The organism is Thiomonas intermedia (assembly GCF_002028405.1).
In the GTDB taxonomy this organism is placed as follows: Bacteria; Pseudomonadota; Gammaproteobacteria; order Burkholderiales; family Burkholderiaceae_C; genus Thiomonas; species Thiomonas intermedia.
This window is the reverse complement of sequence record NZ_CP020046.1, coordinates 1,909,424-1,926,410: the sequence shown is the minus strand read 5'-3', so window position 1 is coordinate 1,926,410 and position 16,987 is coordinate 1,909,424. Positions and strand designations below refer to the sequence as shown.

Below are 16,987 nucleotides of genomic sequence, written 5' to 3'. Positions count from 1 at the left end.
CAAAGCTGGGGGCGGGTGCCCGCATTTTCCCCGAATCCCTCACGCGCGGGGCCACGCCCGTGTCGCGCAAAGCCCATAAGATGTCCGCTTTCATAGAAGGCATCGCACCATGAAACGTCTGCGCATCGGCATTGTTGGAGGCACTGGCTACACCGGCGTTGAGCTGCTGCGTCTGCTGGCGCGCCACCCTCAGGCCGACATCGCCGCCATCACCTCCCGCAAAGAGGCCGGCACGGCCGTGTCCGAGATGTTCCCCAGCTTGCGCGGCCAGGTCGATCTGGCCTTTTCCACGCCGGAGGACGCTCCTCTGCACACCTGCGACATCGTGTTCTTCGCCACCCCGCACGGTGTCGCGATGGCCCAGGCGCGGCGTCTGCTCGACGCCGGGGTGCGCCTCATCGATCTGGCGGCCGACTTCCGGCTGCAGAGTCTGGCCGAGTTCACCCAGTGGTACGGCATGGATCACGCCTGCCCGGACCTGCTGAAAGAAGCCGTTTACGGCCTGCCCGAACTGCACCGCCAAGCCATCGCCAAGGCGCGCATCGTGGCCAACCCGGGCTGCTATCCCACCACGGTGCAATTGGGCTTCGCGCCGCTGCTGCGCACGCCAGGCCTGGTCGATGCCAGCCACCTCATGGCCAACTGCGCCTCGGGGGTTTCGGGGGCGGGCCGCAAGGCAGAGATCGGCCTGCTGTTCAGCGAAGCCTCCGACAATTTCAAGGCTTACGGCGTCAAGGGTCATCGGCACGGCCCGGAGATCAACGAACAACTGCGCCGCATTGCCGGAGCCGCCCCCGGCAGCGACGCGGTCGACTGCCTGTTCGTGCCCCACCTCACCCCCATGATCCGAGGCATGCACGCCACGCTCCACGCCCGGCTCACGCCAGCGGGACAGGCCCTCGACCTGCAGAACCTTTACGAAGACTTTTATGCCCAGGAGCCCTTCGTCGATGTGCTGCCCGCCGCAAGTGCCCCCGAAACCCGTTCGGTGCGAGGCGCCAACACCCTGCGGCTCGCCGTACACAAGCCGCGGCCGGACACCGCCATGATCCTGGTCGTGCAGGACAACCTCACCAAGGGCGCCTCGGGCCAGGCGGTGCAGAACATGAATGTCATGTTCGGCCTGCCCGAAGCCATGGGACTCGACGGACTGGCCGTCCTGCCCTGAGCCCCGCAAATCCGCTATCTGACGTAAGGTCTTGCACGGCCCTAAAATGGGCACAACTTCAAGGAGTCCCCCCATGAGCGCCCAGCTTGCTACCGCCCCCACCGCCGACATGGCCGCCCCTCCCGCGCCCCTGCTGTTCACCGACAGCGCGGCGGCCAAGGTCAAGGAGCTGATCGACGAGGAGGGCAACACCGATCTGAAACTGCGCGTGTTCGTGCAGGGCGGCGGCTGCTCAGGCTTTCAGTACGGCTTCACTTTCGACGAAGCGGTGAACGAAGACGACACCCAGATGGTGAAGAACGGCGTCACGCTCCTGATCGACGCCATGAGCCTGCAATACCTCACCGGTGCCGAGATCGACTACAAGGACGGCCTCGAAGGCGCCCAGTTCGTCATCAAGAACCCGAACGCCACCACGACCTGCGGTTGTGGTTCGTCGTTCTCGACCTGACGCGGCCGACGCGCCATCAAACCGCACGATGCCGTGCGGTTTTTTTTCGCCCGTGCTCAGGCAGGGTAGATCGCGCCGAGCACTCTTGGCCCTGTCGCGCCGGTGACGGCGGGCAGGTTGCCGGGAAGGCCCAATAGCGTCTGCTGCGCCAGCCAGGCGAAGGCTGCGGCTTCGACCTGCTCGGCGGGAATGCCGCGGTCATCGCTGAGCCCGACCGAGACGCTGGGCAGCGCCTGTTGCAGACGGCGGAGCAGGTCGGTGTTGCGCGCACCGCCGCCGCATACGATCAAAGCCGAGACGCCGGGCATGGCACGCCACAACGCCTCGGCCACGCTTTGCGCGGTGAGCGCGGCCAGGGTCGCTTGCACGTCCCGGGGCGCGAGGCGCCCGCCGTGCGACGACAACTGGCGATCAAGCCACGCCGGATGGAAGTCATCGCGTCCGGTGCTCTTGGGCGCGGCGCGGGAGAAGTAGGGATCGGCGAGCAGGCACGCGAGCAGATCGGTCTGCACCGCCCCTGCGGCGGCCCATTGGCCCCCGGCGTCGTAAGCCTGTCCGATGTGGCGCTGCGCCCAATGGTCGAGCAAGGCGTTGCCGGGACCGGTGTCGAAGCCGAGGGTGCGGCCATTGGCAAACAGCAGGCTGAGATTGGCAAACCCGCCGAGATTGAGTACGGCCACATCGGCCCCAGGCACGGCGAACACGGCGCGATGAAAGGCGGGCACCAGCGGCGCGCCCTGTCCGCCGGCCGCCACATCGCGGCTGCGAAAATCGGCCACCACGGTGATGCCGCAACGCTCGGCCAGGAGCGCAGGGGCGTTGAGCTGCACGGTGTAGCCGAAGTCGGGACGATGGCGTACCGTCTGCCCGTGCGCACCGACCGCGCGCACCGCTGAGGCTTTCAGGCCGAGTTCACGCAACAGGCCGGCAACCACATCAGCGTAGAGCTCGGCCAGTTGCCTGGAGGCCATCGCACCACGATGCAGTTCGTCTTCGCCCGCTGCGTTCAGGGCGAGAAACGCGGCCCGCAATGCGGCGGGAAAGGCGCGGGCCGCATGGGCCCGCACCGTGGGACGCGTGTCAGGCGAGGACGCCAGCACCACGCCGTCCACGCCGTCGAGCGAGGTGCCCGACATCAAGCCAATGAACAGGGTCTGCTCAGTCGACACGCGCCAACCGAACGGCGTCGTCGCCGCCCGCCGCCTGCGCGAGCTGGGTGCGCATCACCGCCGTGGCGGCAAAAAAGGCCGCCTTCTCGCCGAGGGGCAAGGGCTTGCCCTGGGGCACATAGCTCGCCATGCGCACCGGATCGACCAGACGCCCGGCCGCGTGAAACTCGAAATGCAGATGCGGTCCGGTCGACAGGCCGGAATTGCCGGTCTTGCCGATGCGCTGGCCTTCGCTGACGCTCTGCCCCGGTTTGACGGCGATGCTGCTCAGGTGGGCATACACCGTCTCGAAACCGCCGGGATGGCCGATCTTGATGACCTGACCGTAGCCCGTTTGCGTGCCGGCGAACTTCACCCGGCCCTCGGCCACGCTGGGAACCGGCGTGCCGATGGGCGCGGCAAAGTCCACGCCTTCGTGCATTTCGCGGGAGCCCTTCAGCGGATGCCGCCGCATGCCGAAGGGCGAGGTGATCTTGGCGCCAGGCAGCGGCGAAGCGGCCCAGGTTTTTTCCAGACCCTGACCCGCCGGGGTGTAATAGCCGCCCTGGGCATCACCCCGCGCTGCGAACCACACCGCCTGGCGCACCACGCCGCGGCTGCGGATTTCCGCCGCCAGCAGCCGCCCCGGCCGCAACTCACGGCCGTCGAGCACCTGCATGTCGTAGACCAACGCCACCTGGTCGCCCCTGCGCAGACTGCGACGCAGATCCAGCTGCGGGGCGAACACCTTGACCAATTGCGCCCCGACGGCCGCGGGCACACCCGCCTGGCCCAGCGCCGTGGTCAAGGCCCCGCGCACCGGGACACTGGCGAGGCGCGTACGGGTTTCGAGCCGTCGCTCGCTCGTCGAAACCTCGAGCGCCCCGGCGGGCCCCGGACGCACCTGCAGCTCGCGCCACGTCGGAGTGTCATACGGATTCGTCCCGCTGGGCAGGGGCAAGACAGCGGCCAGCTGCAACAGTTCGCCCTGGGCATTCACCTGGGCGCGCACAGGCTCCGGCCCGGCGCCAGCCGCGACCAGGGCCCGAAAGCGCGGCTCCTGGCCGAGCTGGGTGATGGCGGCAGGATCGGTCACCCCCAGGCGCCGCAGCAACTGCTGCACCGTGTCCTGGCGTCGCACCGAGGTGCTGGAGGCGTAGGCCATGTCGGCTGCGGCAAGGGCGTCGCTCTGGCTCCGCACCCCATTGTCGAGTGCGGTGGCGATCGTCGAGCGAGGCGGCAAAGGCGGCTGTGCCTCGACCAGCGCATAGGCTCCGGCGCTGCTCAGCAGCAGCGCCCCGCCCACGCCCGCCGCGAGACGCCGGGGATGCGCGCGCAGCGCGCTCGCTGTGCTCAGCGCCTGGTGCGACACCCAACGCACCGCGCGCTGACCCGGAAACGGCTTAACCATGCCGCGCGTCCTTGGGGGCGGCAGCGGCAGCGTCCACCACCGGGCTGTTGCCGTCGATCACCGCGAGCAGGCGGCGCGGCGCGGCCGTCTGCGCCAGAAATTCCGACCGCAGCCCTGTCGGCACCGGCGTGCCCTTGGGCGCGTAATGCGCCAGGTCGAGCGGATTGACCGGCGTACCGTGCACGAAGAACTGGAAGTACAGGTGCGGCCCGGTGGACCAGCCGGTATTGCCCGACAGCGCCACCACCTCGCCCTGCTTGACCTGCTCGCCCACATGCACCTTGAACGCGCTCAGGTGCGAATAAATCGTGGCAAAGCCGCCGGGATGCTCGACCTTGACGTACTTGCCGTAGCCCGTGCCCCAGCCGGCGTACACCACGCGGCCATCGGCGATGGTCTTGACCGGCGTGCCCACGGGAATGGCCAGGTCGATGCCTTTGTGGAACTCATGGAAGTGCATCACCGGGTTTTCGCGCCAGCCCCAGCCCGAGGTGATGCGGTCGTAGGGCAGCGGCGACAGCAGGAAGGCCCGGCTCAGACTATCGCCGTTCGGTGCGTAATAGCCCGAAGCCTTGGCGTCGCCCTTGGCATCGAACCAGACGGCCTTGTAATCGTGGCCCTGATTGACGAACTCCGCCGACACCAGGCGGCCGTCGGCCAGCGTCTGGCCCTGTGCCTGGTACACCCGATACACCACGTTGAAGCGGTCGCCCGGACGCAGATTGCGGCGGAAATTGATCTGGGTGTCGAACACGTCAATCAGCTGCGAGGCGACGCTGTGCGGCATCCCGGCCTCGTCGGCTGCGGCGAAAAAGGTGGATTTCACCGTGCCGCTGGCCACGCGCAAGGCCGCCTGCACAGTGCGCGACTCCGTCTGCACGTCCCAGCCCTGTGGCGTGGCCTTCACGCTGAGCTCGCGCCACTGGCGCGCGTCCTTCGGCCCCTCGGCCACTGGCTTGAGGCCGGGCAGACGGCCCTGCAGGGCCTGAAGCTCGCCCAGATTGCTCACCTGGGCGCTCACCACGCGGCCAGGATCGCCGGTCACCAGCGACCGCAGATCGGCCTGGGCGCTGAGCTGGCGCAACTGCTGAGGATCGGTCACCTGCAGACGGCGCAGCAACGATTCGACCGTATCGCTCGCCCGCACATGCGCGGTGGTGTAGACCACCTGATCGGCGTTGGAGAGCTGGTCGGCCTGCTGTGGCGCGGTGCTCGCCACCGCCACGGTGACCCAGGTCGGGGCCGGCGGGTGCGCCTGCGGCCCTTCGTAAGCCAGCGCGAAGGCGGCGGCACTGGTCAGCAGCAAACCGCCCCCCACGCCCGCCAGCACCCGCTTGTGATGTTGATGCAACCAGACCGTCAGATCACGGCCCCAAGCCTGCGCGCCCTGCGCCGCGGCTTGTCTGAATTCGACCAAAGACATTCCCACTCCTCACACCTCAGGCCAGAGCGCGAACGCCGATCCCGACAATGGAAAGTGGCGCCGGAAGACCAACTTCCGACACCGTGGTGGTGCCACCGACTACGGGCTGCGAGGCGAACCAGGCACCTTCGAGCACACCCTGGGCGCGGCTGGAACCCTCTCGGCTGCGCGCCGGGCTCCAACAATCACGCTGTGGCACCGAATACACTGCACCCTTTGTTGAAGCCGGGTGCAGCACGGATAAAGGCGCGAGTCTAGCAGCCCGTTTCGCCCTCTTTTTGATTACCCCCATGATGGACTCAAACTCCCCCGCAGACCTGCCGGACGGCGTGCGCCAGGCACTCGACATCACCAAGCGCGGCTGCGCCGAATTGCTGGTGGAGGCCGACTGGATCACCAAACTGACCCGCAGCGCCCGAACCGGCCAGCCCCTGCGCATCAAACTCGGCCTCGACCCCACCGCCCCCGACATTCATATCGGCCACACGGTGGTGCTCAACAAGCTTCGACAGTTGCAAGATCTGGGCCATACGGTGATTTTTCTGATTGGCGACTTCACCTCGCGCATCGGCGACCCGTCCGGGCGCAACGCCACCCGCCCGCCGCTGACGATCGAGCAGATCAAGACCAACGCGCAAACCTATTACGCCCAGGCCAGTCTGGTGCTCGATCCGCAGAAGACCGAGATTCGCTACAACTCCGAATGGAGCGAGCCGCTGGGCGCCGACGGCATGATCCGCCTGGCCGCCAAATACACCCTGGCCCGGCTGCTGGAGCGCGACGATTTCACCAAGCGCTTCAAGGAAGGCGTGCCCATCGCCATGCACGAGCTGCTCTACCCGCTGATGCAGGGCTACGACTCGGTGGCGCTCAAGAGCGACCTCGAACTCGGCGGCACCGATCAGAAATTCAACCTGCTGGTCGGGCGCGAGCTGCAGCGCGAATACGGCCAGGAGCCGCAGTGCATTCTCACCATGCCGCTGCTCGAAGGGCTGGACGGCGTGGAAAAAATGTCCAAGTCCAAGGGCAATTACATCGGCATCCAGGAAGCACCGGCGACCATGTTCGCCAAGCTGCTCTCCATCAGCGACACTCTGATGTGGCGCTACTTCGAGCTGCTGTCGTTTCGCCCGATGAGCGAAATCGCCGAGTTGAAGGCGCAAATCGAGGGTGGCCGCAACCCGAAAGACGCCAAGGTGATGCTGGCGCGCGAAATCGTCACCCGCTTCCACTCGGCCGCAGCGGCCGACGCGGCCGAGGCTGACTTCGCCCTGCGCGCCAGCGGCGGCATTCCCGACGACATTCCCGAAGTGCGGCTCGCGCTGCCCGAAGGCGGGCTAGCCCTGCCGCAGGCGCTCAAGCAGGCCGGGCTGGTGCCCTCCACCGCCGAAGGCGTGCGCATGATCGAACAGCGCGGCGTGCGCATCGACGGCACGGTGGCCGAAGACCGCGCCCTCAAGCTGGCTGCGGGCACCGTGGTGCTGCAGGTGGGCAAACGCAAGTTCGCCCGGGTGACGCTGGGCTGAACGCGGCGCAAGCCCCGGCGCCGCGCGTCAATGCACGGCGCTGGCTGACGTTTTTCGTCGCCGAACCTGCAAAAGTTGTCAGGCTCTTTTCACCAGCCGGATCAGGAACAGCAGGATGATGGCGCCGATCGTAGCCACGATCAGGCTGGGCAGAATGCCCGCGCCGGGAAACAGCCCCAGCGCGTTGAACACGAAGCCGCCGATGAAGGCGCCCACCACCCCCACGACCATATCGCCCAGCAGGCCGAAGCCGCCGCCGCGCATGATCTTGCCCGCCAGCCAACCGGCGATCAGGCCGATGATCAGAAATCCGATGAGTCCCATCTCGCGCTCCTTGCGGCTGTTGACGAGGGTTCGAAGGTAGCAGGAATGCGTCGGAATCGTCCTACACGCCGTGCGCTCCACGCAGCACCCGTCCCAGATACGGTCCGGTGACGCTGTCGGGATGCGCGGCGAGCGCTTCGGGCGTGCCTTCAGCGATCAGGCGCCCGCCTCCTGCGCCCCCCTGGGGGCCGAGTTCGACGATCCAGTCGGCGCTGGCGATCACGTCGAGGTTGTGTTCGATGATGACGATGGTGTTCCCGGCCTCGCGCAGCTGGAACAGCACGCCCAGCAGCAGCTCGATGTCGGCGAAGTGCAGCCCGGTCGTGGGCTCATCGAGGATGTAGAGCGTGCGTCCGGTGTCGCGCTTGGAGAGTTCGAGCGCCAGCTTCACCCGCTGCGCCTCGCCGCCCGACAGGGTGATGGCCGACTGGCCGAGGCGGATGTAGCCCAGCCCCACATCCTTGAGCGTCTGCAGCTTGCGGGCGATGGCGGGCACGGCCGAGAAGGTCTCCAGCGCCTGCTCCACCGTCAGCTCCAGCGCCTGCGCGATGCTCAGGCCGCGGTAGGTGACTTCGAGGGTTTCGCGGTTGTAACGCTGGCCGCCGCACACATCGCAGGGCACGTAGAGGTCGGGCATGAAGTGCATTTCCACCTTCACCGCGCCGTCGCCCTGGCAGGCCTCGCAGCGGCCGCCCTTCACATTGAAGGAGAAGCGTCCGGCGTCGTAGCCGCGCTCGCGCGCCACCGGGGTCTGCGCGTAAAGCTCGCGGATGGGGGTGAACAGCCCGGTGTAGGTGGCCGGATTGCTGCGCGGCGTGCGGCCGATGGGCGACTGATCGACCGCGATCACCTTATCGAGCTGATCGAGTCCGTCGAGGGCCGCATAGGGCGCGGCCTCCAGCCCGGCGCGGTTGAGCTCGCGCGCGCAGGCCGCGTAGAGCGTGTCGTTGATCAGGGTCGATTTGCCCGACCCCGAAACCCCCGCCACACAGGTGATGCGCCCCAGCGGGAAGCGTGCGGTGACGTCGTGCAGATTGTTGCCGCAGGCGCCCCTCAGCGTGAGCCACTGCTCGGGGGCGGCGCTCTGCCGCGGCTTGCCGCGAAACACGCTGCGCTGGCCGCTCAGAAAAGCACCGGTGATCGAGTTCGGATCGACCATGACCTGCTGCGGCGTGCCCTGGGCAATGACCTGCCCGCCGTGCTCGCCCGCGCCGGGCCCCATGTCCACCACATAGTCGGCGCAGAGAATGGCGTCGCTGTCGTGCTCCACCACCAGCACGCTGTTGCCCAGATCGCGCAGCCTCTTGAGGGTGGCGATCAGCCGGTCGTTGTCGCGCTGGTGCAGGCCGATGGACGGCTCGTCGAGCACGTACATCACCCCGGTCAGGCCCGAGCCGATCTGGCTGGCCAGGCGAATGCGCTGCGCCTCGCCGCCCGACAGGGTATCGGCGCTGCGGTCGAGGGTGAGATAGTCGAGCCCGACGTCGATGAGAAAGCGCAGGCGGCTGCCGATCTCGATCACCAGGCGCGCCGCCACTTCGGCGCGCTGGCCTTCGTGCTGCAGCGTGGCGAACCAATCGTGCAGCTCGCGCAAGGGGCGATGCGCCAGCGCCTGCAGACGCTCGCCGCCCACGGTGACATGGCGCGCCACCGGCCCGAGCCGCGCGCCCAGACAGTCGGGACAGGTCTGCACGGTGCGCATGCGCGCCAGCTCTTCGCGCACCGCCGGGCTGTCGGTTTCGACCCAGCGACGTTCGAGATTGGGCACGATGCCCTCGAACGGATGGGTCTTGATCGTGGGCTTGTTGCGGTCGTTCAGATAGGTGAAGGCGATGGCCTCCGCCCCGCTGCCGTGCAGCAGCACCTGACGCACCGCCTGCGGCAACTGCTCGTAGGGCGTGTCGAGATCGAAGCCGTAATGCGCGCCCAGCGCCTGCAACATCTGGAAATAGAAGGCGTTGCGCCGGTCCCAGCCGCGAATCGCGCCGCTCGCCAGGCTGAGCTCGGGGTGGGCCACCACACGCACCGGATCGAAACGTTCGACCTGCCCCAGGCCGTCGCAGGTGGGGCAGGCCCCCGCCGGATTGTTGAAGGAGAACAGCTTGGGTTCGAGCAACGGCGCCGTCGTGCCGCAGATCGGACAGGTGGGGCGGCTATGAAACGTGGTCAGCTCGCCGCTGTCGGCGTCGAGCGCGCCCACCGCGCCTTCGGAGAGGCGCAGCGCCGTCTCCAGGCTCTCGGCCAGGCGCTGCCGCAGATCGGGGCCGGTCTTGATGCGGTCCACCACCACCTCGATGCGCTGCGGCGGCGGCGCGTCCGCGTCGGGCAGGCTCTGCGCATCGACCACCACGCCGTCGAGCCGGAAGCGCACGAAGCCCTGCGCCCGCAGCGCCGCCAGCCGTCCACCGGCCGAAGCCCCGGCCTGGCCCTCGGGCAAGGGCGCGAGAATGAGCAGACGGCGCCCCTCGGGCCAGGCGACGAGGGCATCGACCATCTGCGAAATCGTCTGCGCCTGCAAGGGCTCGTCGGGATGATTCGGGCAATGCGGCGTGCCCGCGCGGGCGTACAGCAGCCGCAGGTAATCGTGAATCTCGGTGACCGTGCCCACGGTGGAGCGCGGGTTGTGGCTGGTTGCCTTCTGCTCGATGGCAATGGCCGGGGCCAGCCCTTCGATCAGATCGACATCGGGCTTTTCCATCAACTGCAGAAACTGCCGCGCATAGGCCGACAGACTCTCCACATAGCGCCGCTGACCCTCCGCGTACAGCGTGTCGAACGCCAGCGACGACTTGCCCGAACCCGACAGCCCGGTGATGACCACCAGCTTGTTGCGCGGCAGATCGAGCGAGATGTTCTTCAGATTGTGCGTGCGCGCCCCGCGCACGCGAATCAACGCCTCGGCCTGGGTGCTGGCCAGCGGTTCAAACGAGGATGAGGCGTCATTCATGGGCGGCGATGAAAAAAAGCGAACCCGACACTATAAAGCGCACGCCTCCATCGAGCATGCCCGATTTGTTCAAGAGGCGTGGCGGGCGAGGCGCCCGTCCCTCCCCACCCCAGCCCTCCCCACGCGTGGGGAGGGAGAAAACACGCCTTCCTCGACGCGAGGAAGGTTGGGAGCTTGAGATGCCCACCCCGGCTCCCCGCGCGTGGGCAGGAGGTGACTTTCACCTCCCCCACACCGTGGGGGAGGCCGGGAGGGGGAGTCCCATGATGAAACGGCATGTAATCACGGGCACTTCCTGTCCGATTTGGTGACGAAACCAGATCTCATTTGGGCGAAAATGCGATTTTTCGCCGATAGCCCAACCGCCCAGGTTCGCCCTCGACCGACATCCAGCTCCCCGTTTTCAGGCCCACCGCGCGGCCCCACCGAGTTCTTCACCATGGCCTCCAAATCCTCCCGACGACCGCCCTCCACCGCCGAAAACGCCATGACCCCGGCCGAGCGCCGCGCCAGCAGCACCCTGGCCTCGATCTACGGCCTGCGCATGCTCGGGCTGTTTTTCATCCTGCCGGTGTTCTCGGTCTACGCGCAGCACCTGCCGCACGGCCAGGACAAGTTTCTCGTCGGCCTCGCGCTGGGCATCTACGGCCTCACCCAGGCCATCATGCAAATTCCCTTCGGCCTCGCCAGCGACCGGCTGGGGCGCAAGCCGGTGATGGTGTTCGGGCTGGTGCTGTTCGCCATCGGCTCCTTCGTCGCCGGGGCGAGCGACAACCTCTACCTCATCATCATCGGCCGCGCCATTCAGGGCTCGGGCGCCATTTCGGCCGCGATCTCCGCCATGATCGCCGACTCCACCCGCGAGCAGCACCGCACCCGGGCCATGGCCACGGTGGGCATGACCATCGGCTTTGCCTTCATCCTCTCGCTCGTGGCCGGCCCGCCCATCTATCACGCCATCTCGGTGCCCGGCATGTTCGACCTCACCGGCATCCTCGCCGTACTGGCCATCGTCGTGGTCATCTGGGTCGTGCCGCCCGCACCCCTGACCACGCATTCCGAGGAGGTCGAAGGCCATTGGGCCGGCGCCGTGTTCACCCCCGCGCTGCTCAAGCTCGACTTCTCGATCTTCGTCGTCAACTTCCTGCAGGTGAGCATGTTCGTGGTCGTGCCCGTGGCGCTGGTGCAGTACGCCGGCATTCCCCTGCTGCACCACTGGATGGTCTATCTGCCCGTCACGCTGATCTCGTTCGCCCTGGCCATCCCCGGCATCATCTGGGCCGAGAAGTACGGCTATATGAAGCCCGTCTTCGTCGGCAGCGTGGCCCTGCTGGTGCTCACCATGCTGGGCTTCGCCGCGGGTTACAAACACCCGGTGGCGCTCGTCGCCGCGCTGTTCTTCTTCTTCCTCGCATTCAATGTGATGGAGGCGCTGCTGCCTTCGCTGGTGTCGCGCACCGCGCCGCCCAACCGCAAGGGTCTCGCGCTGGGCATCTACAACACCGGGCAGTCGCTCGGCCTGTTCGCCGGGGGCGCCGTGGGCGGCCTGCTGGCCCAATACACCACCAAGGAAGGCGTGTTCCTGGTCGCCGCCGCGCTGGCGGCGCTGTGGCTCATCGTGGCCGCGACCATTCAGCCGCCGCCCAAACGGCACAAACCCGCCGACGCCGACGCCTCCGCCGCGCAGGCCCAGAACGCCTGACCTGGCCGGGCGCCGGGGTGCGCGTCGGCGCCGTGGCTGGCGCTATGCTTGCCGCCATCGTGCCGCAGCCCGCGGGACGCCGCAATCCAGGACACCTCATGGCCTCCGTCAACAAAGTCATTCTCGTCGGCAATCTCGGCCGCGACCCCGAAACCCGCTTCGCCCCCAGCGGCGCCGCCATCTGCAACATCACCATCGCCACATCGCGCAACTGGAAAGACAAGGCCAGCGGCGAAAAGCGCGAGGAAACCGAGTGGCACCGCGTGGTGTTCTACGACAAGCTCGCCGAAATCGCCGGGGAATACCTCAAGAAAGGCCGCCCCGTGTATGTGGAAGGCCGCCTGAAAACCCGCAAGTGGACCGACAAGGACGGCATCGAGAAATACACCACCGAGATCATCGCCGAAGAGATGCAACTGCTCGGCGGCCGTGAAGGCGGTGGCGGTGGTGGCGGCGCAGACGACGACGGCTACAGCCGCAGCCGCGAGGCCGAATCAGGCCGCGCGCCCAGCCGCCCCGCCCCCAGCCGCGCCCCCGCCCCGGCCGCCAGCAAACCGGCGAGCGACTTCAGCGACATGGACGACGACATTCCGTTCTGAGGCTGACGGCCCGCCACGAATCCACCTCCCCGCCGCGCATGGATGCCCCCGAGCAGCAGGCCCGCCGTGCCATCGATGACCTCCTCACCACTGCGGGCTGGGCGGTGCAGGATGTGGCCGCGGCCGACATCCGCGCGGCGCGCGGGGTGGCGATCCGCGAGTTTCCGCTGAAAGCCGGCCACGGCTTTGCCGATTACCTGCTGTACGTGGACGGCAAGGCGGCGGGCGTCATCGAAGCCAAGAAGGAAGGCTTCGCGCTCACCGGCGTCGAAACCCAATCCTCCAAATACACCCAGGGCCTGCCCGACGGCCTGCCGCGCTGGCGCAACCCGCTACCGTTTGCCTTTCAATCCACTGGCGTCGAAACCCGTTTCACCAACGGGCTGGACCCCGAACCGCGCTCCCGCCCGGTGTTCGCCTTTCACAAGCCGGACATGTTGGCCGATTGGCTCAAGCTCCTTCCAGCGGGTTCGACTCTCCACACCGGCACCGGAACGCCGGCCCACGCCGTTGAACAACCCGCCGAAACTTTCTTGCAACGGCTACGCCACATGCCGCCGCTGCAGGACGACCGCCTTTGGCCCGCTCAGCGCCAGGCCGTGCAGAGCCTGGAGCACTCGCTGCGCGACAACCGCCCGCGTGCGCTCATTCAAATGGCCACCGGCAGCGGCAAAACCTTCACCGCCATCAGCTTCCTCTACCGGCTCATCAAGCACGCTGGCGCGCGGCGCGTGCTGTTCCTCGTGGACCGCGGCAACCTCGCCGACCAGACGCTGAAGGAATTCCAGCAATACCAGTCGCCGGACAACAACTTCAAGTTCACCGAAGAGTTCATCGTCCAGCGCCTGGCCGGCAACACGCTCGACACCACCGCACGCGTCTGCATCGCCACCATCCAGCGCGTTTACGCCATGCTCCGGGGCCGCGAGCTGCCCGAGGACCTGGAGGAAGAATCGCTCGATCAGGTGGGCGGCCTGTTCAAGCAGCCCGACCCCATCGACTACAACCCCGCCTTCCCGATCGAGACGTTCGACATCATCGTCACCGATGAATGCCACCGCTCCATCTACAACCTCTGGGCGCAGGTGCTGGAGTACTTCGACGCCTACCTCGTCGGCCTCACCGCCACGCCCGGCAAGCAGACCTTCGGCTTCTTTCACCAGAATCTGGTGATGGAATACAACCACGAAATGGCCGTGGCCGACGGCGTCAACGTCAACTACGACGTCTACCGCATCCGCACCGCCATTACCGAGCAAGGCAGCAAGGTCGAGGCCGGCTACAGCGTGCAGATTCAGGAGCGCGAAACCCGCAAGAAGCGTTGGGAACAACTCGACGACGACTTCGCCTACGACCCCGCGCAGCTTGACCGCGCCGTGGTCGCGCCTGATCAGATCCGCACCGTCATCCGAGCCTTCAAAGACAAGCTGTTCACCGACATCTTTCCCGGCCGCACCTGGGTGCCCAAGACGCTGATCTTCGCCAAGGACGACGCCCACGCCGAGAACATCGTCGAGATCGTGCGCGAGGAATTCGGCAAGGGCAACGACTTCGCCCAGAAGATCACCTACCGCACCACAGGCGCCAAGCCGAAAGACCTCATCAACGCCTTCCGCACCAGCCCCATGCCCCGCGTGGCGGTCACGGTGGACATGATCGCCACCGGCACCGACATCAAATCGGTGGAAATCGTCATGTTCATGCGCGCGGTGAAATCCCGCGCCTTCTTCGAGCAGATGAAAGGCCGCGGCGTGCGCGTCATCAACGCCGACGATCTGCAAAGCGTCACCCCCGATGCCAAGGCCAAGGACCACTTCGTCATCGTCGACGCCGTGGGCGTGTGCGAGCAGGACAAGACCGACTCGCGCCCCATGGAAAGCAAGCCCACCGTCGGCTTCGAGAAGCTCATGCAGGCCGTCGCCTTCGGCAACACCGAGGACGACGTGCTCACCTCACTTGCCGGGCGGCTGGCGCGCATGGAACACCGCATTCAACCGGCCGACGACGAACGCGTGCGCGAGGCCACGGGCGGCTACGGTCTGCGCGAACTGGCCCACGGCATCATCGCCGCCCTCAACCCCGACGCCCACCCCTCGCCGGACGCACACCGCCAGGCCATCGAAACCGCGGTGCGCCCGCTGCACGACCCCAAGGTGCGCGAGTTGCTGGCTGATCTCAAGCGCCGCGACGACTTGGTCATCGACACCGTCAGCGCCGACGAAGTGCTCGAAGCCGGCTTCAGCGCCGACGCGCTCGACCGTGCCCGCGGCATGGTGCAGAACTTCGAGCAATTCATCGCCGACAACAAAGACGAAATCACCGCCCTGCAAGTGCTCTACAGCAAACCCTACAAACACCGCCTCACCTTCGAGGCCGTGAAAGAACTCGCCGACGCCATCGAAAAGCCGCCCTACCTGTGGAACGAGTCCCAACTGTGGAACGCCTACGCCGCGCTGGAAAAGAGCAAGGTCAAAGGCGCCTCTGGCCGCCGCATCCTCACCGACCTCGTCTCGCTCGTGCGCTTCGCCATCCACCAGGACAACGAACTCATTCCCTTCCCCGAGCGCGTCAACGCCAACTTCAGGGCGTGGCTGGCGAGCCAACAAAAAACCCCCTCTCCCCTCGCGGGAGAGGGCAGGGGTGAGGGGGCAAGCCGCTTCACCACCGAACAAATGAAATGGCTCGAAATGATCCGCGACCACATCGCCGCGAACCTGGGCATTGAGCCGGACGATTTCGAGTACGCACCGTTCTCGCAGCACGGCGGCCTCGGGAAGGTGCATCAACTGTTTGGCGACAAGCTGAATGCAATGATTGAAGAATTGAACGAGACGTTGGCGGCATGAAGAGCGAATACATGGAGCTTCCACCAGGTTGGGAGTGGACGACGATGGGCGAAATCGCCAACGTTTTGGGAGGCGGCACGCCAAAAACCAATGACCCCAGCAATTACGAGAGCGGCACGATTCCTTGGTTGACCCCTGCCGATCTCTCCGGCTACACGGCGAAAACCATTGGTCATGGCGGCAGACACATAACGCAGAAGGGACTCGACACTTCCTCAGCCAAGATGATGCCTGCTGGTGCGGTTCTGTTTACCTCCCGCGCACCGATTGGCTATGTCGCCATCGCGACAAATCCGGTCTGCACAAATCAAGGCTTCAAGAGCTTCGTACTTAAGGACGGGGTTTTCCCGGACTACGTGTACTGGTGGCTAAAGGGGAGCAAGGACTTAGCCGAGAGCATGGCAAGTGGCACAACGTTTCTTGAGCTATCCGGGGCCAAGGCCAAACAATTGCCGATACCGCTTGCACCCCTCGACCAACAAAAACGCATCGTCGCGGAAATCGAAAAACAATTCTCCCGCCTCGACGAAGCCGTCGCCAACCTCAAGCGCGTCAAGGCCAACCTCAAGCGCTACAAAGCCGCCGTCCTCAAAGCCGCCGTAGAAGGCCGCCTCGTCGAAACCGAAGCCGAACTCGCCCGCCGCGAAGGCCGCAGCATTGAGACCGGCGAACAACTCCTGCAACGCATCCTCGAAACCCGCCGCAGCCAGTGGCAAGGCAAGGGCAAATACAAAGAACCCGCCGCCCCCGATACCGCCGCCCTGCCCGAATTGCCGGAGGGGTGGGTGTGGGCGTCTACCGAGCAGGTTTGTGGGAGTGTTCGAGATGGAACACATGACACTCCAGCTTATGTTGATGGCGGCGTGCCACTAATCACATCGAAGAATCTTACGGAGCGCGGCATCGACTTCGAGAACATTAAATTTATCTCCGAGCAGGATCACGCTGAGATTTCACGCCGATCAGGAGTTGAAAATGGGGATGTGCTATTTGCGATGATTGGAACGGTAGGCAACCCTTGTGAGATCAAGACAGATGCCAGATTCAGCATCAAGAATGTCGGCTTGTTGAAGCGCAATCCAGACCATCTCAATTCTGCATATCTGTGCTCCTGGCTAGATTCGCCCCTGCTGAATAAGTGGTTAGAGCCACGTCTTAAAGGCACGACGCAAAAGTTTGCGCCGCTCGGATTGTTGCGAGAAATGCCTGTCCCTTACATGGCACTAGCCGAACAACACCGCATCGTCGCCGAAGTCGACCGCCGCTTTTCCCTCCTGCGCGAAACCGGGGCCCAGGTGGACGCCAACCTCCAGCGGGCCGAGCGCCTGCGCCAGTCCATCCTGAGCCGGGCCTTTGTCGGCAGGTGAGGCGGGCCCCAGTCCGGCGGCGCGCCTTTTTTCTCATTTCTTGAAATGAGAATATTGCCTCTATCACATGCATGG

12 protein-coding genes are annotated in these 16,987 nt (G+C 66.1%); 7 read left to right on the top strand and 5 right to left on the bottom strand.

The annotated features are described in order from the left end of the window. Window positions 1-109: 109 nt before the first annotated feature. Both argC and erpA read left to right on the top strand, forming a co-directional pair. Window positions 110-1,168: an N-acetyl-gamma-glutamyl-phosphate reductase gene (gene argC / locus BVH73_RS08945; RefSeq protein ID WP_079417957.1), complete on the top strand. Its 1,059-nt coding sequence runs from the start codon at window positions 110-112 to the stop codon at window positions 1,166-1,168. A gap of 73 nt (window positions 1,169-1,241) precedes the next feature. Beyond that, window positions 1,242-1,619 (top strand): iron-sulfur cluster insertion protein ErpA, encoded by a 378-nt coding sequence (gene erpA / locus BVH73_RS08940; RefSeq protein ID WP_079417956.1) that lies wholly within the window; start codon window positions 1,242-1,244, stop codon window positions 1,617-1,619. 56 nt (window positions 1,620-1,675) lie between these two features. Here erpA and BVH73_RS08935 read toward each other — a convergent pair whose 3' ends face one another. The 3 genes from BVH73_RS08935 to BVH73_RS08925 are packed head-to-tail and all read right to left on the bottom strand — an operon-like array spanning window position 1,676 to window position 5,601. Next, window positions 1,676-2,755 (bottom strand): anhydro-N-acetylmuramic acid kinase, encoded by a 1,080-nt coding sequence (locus BVH73_RS08935; RefSeq protein ID WP_245800491.1) that lies wholly within the window; start codon window positions 2,753-2,755, stop codon window positions 1,676-1,678. Window positions 2,756-2,777: 22 nt separating this feature from the next. Next, window positions 2,778-4,178 carry a M23 family metallopeptidase gene (locus tag BVH73_RS08930; protein ID WP_079417953.1) on the bottom strand — a complete coding sequence of 467 codons (1,401 nt, stop codon included), beginning with the start codon at window positions 4,176-4,178 and terminating at the stop codon, window positions 2,778-2,780. Beyond that, window positions 4,171-5,601, bottom strand: coding sequence for a M23 family metallopeptidase (locus tag BVH73_RS08925; RefSeq protein ID WP_079417952.1), 1,431 nt, complete (start codon window positions 5,599-5,601; stop codon window positions 4,171-4,173). Before BVH73_RS08925 ends, BVH73_RS08930 begins: the two co-directional genes overlap by 8 nt. Window positions 5,602-5,891: 290 nt before the next feature. On the opposite strand from BVH73_RS08925, the gene tyrS reads away from it, so the two are divergent. Next, window positions 5,892-7,127: a tyrosine--tRNA ligase gene (gene tyrS / locus BVH73_RS08920; RefSeq protein WP_079417950.1), complete on the top strand. Its 1,236-nt coding sequence runs from the start codon at window positions 5,892-5,894 to the stop codon at window positions 7,125-7,127. A gap of 78 nt (window positions 7,128-7,205) precedes the next feature. Here tyrS and BVH73_RS08915 read toward each other — a convergent pair whose 3' ends face one another. After that, on the bottom strand, window positions 7,206-7,451 hold the full coding sequence (locus BVH73_RS08915; RefSeq protein WP_079417949.1) for a GlsB/YeaQ/YmgE family stress response membrane protein: 246 nt from the start codon (window positions 7,449-7,451) through the stop codon (window positions 7,206-7,208). Window positions 7,452-7,512: 61 nt separating this feature from the next. After that, window positions 7,513-10,398 (bottom strand): excinuclease ABC subunit UvrA, encoded by a 2,886-nt coding sequence (gene uvrA / locus BVH73_RS08910; protein ID WP_079417948.1) that lies wholly within the window; start codon window positions 10,396-10,398, stop codon window positions 7,513-7,515. Between the two features lie 439 nt (window positions 10,399-10,837). Here uvrA and BVH73_RS08905 point away from each other — a divergent pair, with 439 nt between their 5' ends. The 4 genes from BVH73_RS08905 (at window position 10,838) to BVH73_RS08890 (ending at window position 16,912) form a co-directional block, all read left to right on the top strand. Continuing rightward, window positions 10,838-12,100 (top strand): MFS transporter, encoded by a 1,263-nt coding sequence (locus BVH73_RS08905; protein WP_245800303.1) that lies wholly within the window; start codon window positions 10,838-10,840, stop codon window positions 12,098-12,100. A 98-nt stretch (window positions 12,101-12,198) separates the two neighbouring features. Beyond that, window positions 12,199-12,699 carry a single-stranded DNA-binding protein gene (gene ssb, locus BVH73_RS08900; protein WP_079420478.1) on the top strand — a complete coding sequence of 167 codons (501 nt, stop codon included), beginning with the start codon at window positions 12,199-12,201 and terminating at the stop codon, window positions 12,697-12,699. A gap of 38 nt (window positions 12,700-12,737) precedes the next feature. Beyond that, window positions 12,738-15,545, top strand: coding sequence for a type I restriction endonuclease subunit R (locus tag BVH73_RS08895; protein ID WP_079417945.1), 2,808 nt, complete (start codon window positions 12,738-12,740; stop codon window positions 15,543-15,545). Further along, the gene (locus tag BVH73_RS08890) at window positions 15,542-16,912 is read left to right on the top strand and encodes a restriction endonuclease subunit S (RefSeq protein ID WP_079417944.1); all 1,371 of its coding nucleotides are present in this window, start codon (window positions 15,542-15,544) and stop codon (window positions 16,910-16,912) included. The genes BVH73_RS08895 and BVH73_RS08890 overlap by 4 nt, the downstream gene beginning before the upstream one ends. Window positions 16,913-16,987: the final 75 nt, after the last annotated feature.